Source organism: Pseudonocardia sp. SID8383 (assembly GCF_009864975.1).
Lineage (GTDB): Bacteria > Actinomycetota > Actinomycetes > Mycobacteriales > Pseudonocardiaceae > Pseudonocardia > Pseudonocardia alni.
Map to the genome: position 1 here is coordinate 1 of NZ_WWFY01001032.1, position 3,138 is coordinate 3,138.

Annotated in this window: 3 protein-coding genes; 2 read left to right on the forward strand and 1 reads right to left on the reverse strand. The window is 75.9% G+C overall.

Annotated features, from left to right (window positions below; all coding sequences use genetic code 11):
- The coding region (locus GTW08_RS24835; protein WP_202417654.1) for a type VII secretion protein EccB at window positions 1-382 on the reverse strand (382 nt) is incomplete at its 3' end.
- A 128-nt stretch (window positions 383-510) separates the two neighbouring features.
- On the opposite strand from GTW08_RS24835, the gene GTW08_RS24840 reads away from it, so the two are divergent.
- The gene (locus GTW08_RS24840) at window positions 511-2,106 is read left to right on the forward strand and encodes an ABC transporter substrate-binding protein (protein WP_337825539.1); all 1,596 of its coding nucleotides are present in this window, start codon (window positions 511-513) and stop codon (window positions 2,104-2,106) included.
- Complete coding sequence (locus GTW08_RS24845; protein WP_062397797.1) at window positions 2,103-3,104, forward strand: ABC transporter permease; 1,002 nt, start codon at window positions 2,103-2,105, stop codon at window positions 3,102-3,104. The genes GTW08_RS24840 and GTW08_RS24845 overlap by 4 nt, the downstream gene beginning before the upstream one ends.
- The last annotated feature ends 34 nt before the right edge of the window (window positions 3,105-3,138 follow it).

The following is a 3,138-nucleotide window of genomic DNA, read 5'->3' on the forward strand; positions in this document are numbered from 1 at the left end:
CACCGTCGTCGCGACCGTGCGCGGCGAGGACCAGCCGTCCCGCGACGGGGTCGGGCACCGGCACGAGCAGCGCGGACCGGTCGGGGTCGCGGACCACGGCGTAGAGCACGCCGCTGCGCTGCCCCTGCACCAGCGCCCGGGAGCGCCAGTCGGTGGCCGGGTCGACCCGGGCCAGCAGCGCCGCCACCCCGAGCGCGAGCAGCCCGACCAGCACTCCGGCGAACAAGGCGCGCCGCTGCGAGCGGATCTGCTCGTGCAGCGGCACCGGGTCCGCCCGCACCAGCGCGGCCTCCATCCGGCGCACACCGAACCGGTGGGCGTCGACCTGGTCGCGGGTCGCCGGGGCGCGCTGCACGCGCGCGGGGGCGGGATCGGTGCGCACCGCCCGGACGGTAGGACGGCCGCGACCCCGGCGGAGCCGGTCCGCGGTCACTGCGTAGAAGTACGCCACCTGACCGATCGGTCCAGTTCGTTGCCACCCTCACTCTGTTGCCCATAATGTGCCGTTGCGTGATCACCCTCCGGAACATCGTCGTCCCGTTGGTGGCCGCCGCCCTCGTGGCCGGCTGCTCCGCGCCCACCGCCGCCCCGGGCGAGGCGGGCCCGGCCGGGGACGGCACCACCATGACCCTCGCCGACGGCTACGAGCCCGACGACCTCAACCCGCTGCTCGGCTACGGGGCGGAGGGCGCGAGCAAGTTCTACGACGGTCTCTACGCCCGCGACGCGCAGCGCACCCTGCAGCCCGCGCTCGCCTCCGGCCCGGCGACCTCGTCACCGGACCGCCTGTCCTGGACGGTGCCGCTGCGCCCCGGCGTCACCTTCCACGACGGGTCGGCCCTCGGGCCCGAGGACGTCGTCGCCACCTACGCCGCGATCATCGACCCGGCCCGCGCCGCGACGATCCGGTCGAGCGTGCCGATGCTCGCCGGGGTCGAGGCCGTCGGCGACGACGCCGTGCGGTTCCGGCTGTCCTACCCCTACGGCGCGTTCCCGGCCCGGCTCACCTCCGGGATCCTGCCGTCGGAGGCCCTCGAGGGCGGCGGCCCCGTCTCCGACCTGCCGGTGAACACCCGGGCCGTCGGCACCGGCCCGTACCGGCTCGCCGAGTGGCGGCGCGGCGACACGATGGTCATGGAGTCGAACCCCGGGTACTGGGGCGGTGCACCCTCGGTGACGCGGGTGACCGTCGTGTTCGCCACCGACGACAACACCCGTTCCCAGCGCACCGCCGCCGGTGAGTTCGACGGGACCGTGCTGCCGCCGGCACTGGCCCGCGCGGTCGCGCAGCAGAGCGGGCTGGCGCTGCGCGAGCACGCCAGCGCCGACTACCGCACCGTCGCGCTGCCGTTCGCGAACCCGGTCACCGCGGACCCGGCGATCCGCGCGGCGCTCAACCGCTCGGTGAACCGCCAGGGCATGATCGACGCGTTCCTCGCGGGGCAGGGTGAACCGGCCCACCACCCGATCCCTGGCGTGCTGCCCGAGCAGGTCGAGCCCTCCGCGACGTTCACCTTCGACCCCGCGGAGGCGGGCCGGATCCTGGAGCGGGCCGGCTGGGTCCCCGGGCCCGACGGGGTGCGCGTCCGCGGCGGGCAGGCCGCGCGCTTCACGCTGATGTACCCGGCCACCGACACCGTGCGCCGCGACCTGGCCCAGGCGTTCGCCTCCGACGTGCGCGCAGCCGGGATCGACGTCCGGCTGGAGGGCCTCGGCTGGGAGGCGATCGAGCCGCGGATGGGCGCCGACGCGCTCGTGCTCGGCGGCGGCGACCCGTTCGACCCGGGGTTCAAGGCGTGGCAGCTGCTGCACTCGTCGAACGCCGCCGACGGGTTCAACAACCCCGGCTCCTACCGCAACGCCGCCGTCGACGCGGCGCTGGACACCGCACTGCGGGCGCCCGACGAGGCCGCCCGCACCGCAGCGGTGAAGGAGTTCCAGCGGGCCTACGTCGCCGACCCCGGCATGGTCTTCCTGGCCTTCCTCGGCCACAGCTACGTCACCCGCGACGCCTGGGACGGCTACACCCCCGTCGTCGAGCCGCACACCCACGGCACCACCTGGGGCCCGTGGTGGAACCTGCAGGACTGGACGCCCCGCTCGTGACGGCCGTGCTCCCGGGCCGGCACCGCGGCCGCGCGGTGGCCCGGCTGGCCGGGCTGCGGCTGCTGCTCGGCGTCCCGACGGTGCTGCTGGTCGCGGTCGGGGTGTTCCTGCTGGCGGCGGCGTCGCCGTTCCGGCCGGTGTACCAGTACTTCGGGGTCGGGATCTTCTCCGCGAGCGACGCCGACATCGCCGCCGCCGAACGTTCGCTCGGGCTGGACGCGAGCGTGGGCGAACAGCTCCTCCGGTGGCTGGGCGGGCTACTGACCGGCGACCTCGGGCAGAGCCTCTCGATGCGGCAGCCGGTGGCCCAGGTGGTCGCCGAGCGGCTCCCGTGGACGTTGCTGCTGGTCACCCTGGCCCTGCTCGTGTCGCTGGTGCTGGCCCTGGCCGCCGGGACCGTCGCGGCGTGGCGGCAGGGCGGCTGGTTCGACCGGGCCGTCACCGCGGTCGGGCACACCCTGGAGGGGCTGCCGCCGTTCGTGCTGGCCCTGGGTGCGATCGCGGTGTTCGCCGTGGCCTGGCCCGTGCTGCCGGTCGCCGGCCTCACCGATGCCGGCGCCGCACCCACGTTCGGCCAGGTGAGCAGGCACCTGGTGCTGCCGGCGCTGGTGCTGGGGGTCTCCCAGACGCCGTGGCTGGTGCTGCACGTGCGGGCCTCGCTGCTGGCCTCCCTCGACGACGACCACGTCGCCGGCGCCCGGGCCCGCGGGCTGCCCGAGCGTCTCGTCGTGCTGCGCCACGCCCTGCCGACCGCGCTGCTGCCGTTCGTGACGGTGCTGGGCAACCGGCTGCCGGAGCTCGTCACCGGCGCCGTGCTGGTGGAGACGGTGTTCTCCTGGCCGGGGATCGCGGCGGCCGTGGTCACCGCGGCGCTGGCCGTGGACTTCCCGCTGCTCGCCGCGCTGACCCTCCTCTCGGCGGTGGCGGTGCTGGCCGGGTCGCTCGTCGCCGACCTGACCGTGCTGCTGCTGGACCCGCGGGTGGACGCCGATGTCTGAGACCGCCGTCGCCCCCCGCCCGTGGCTCCCGGCC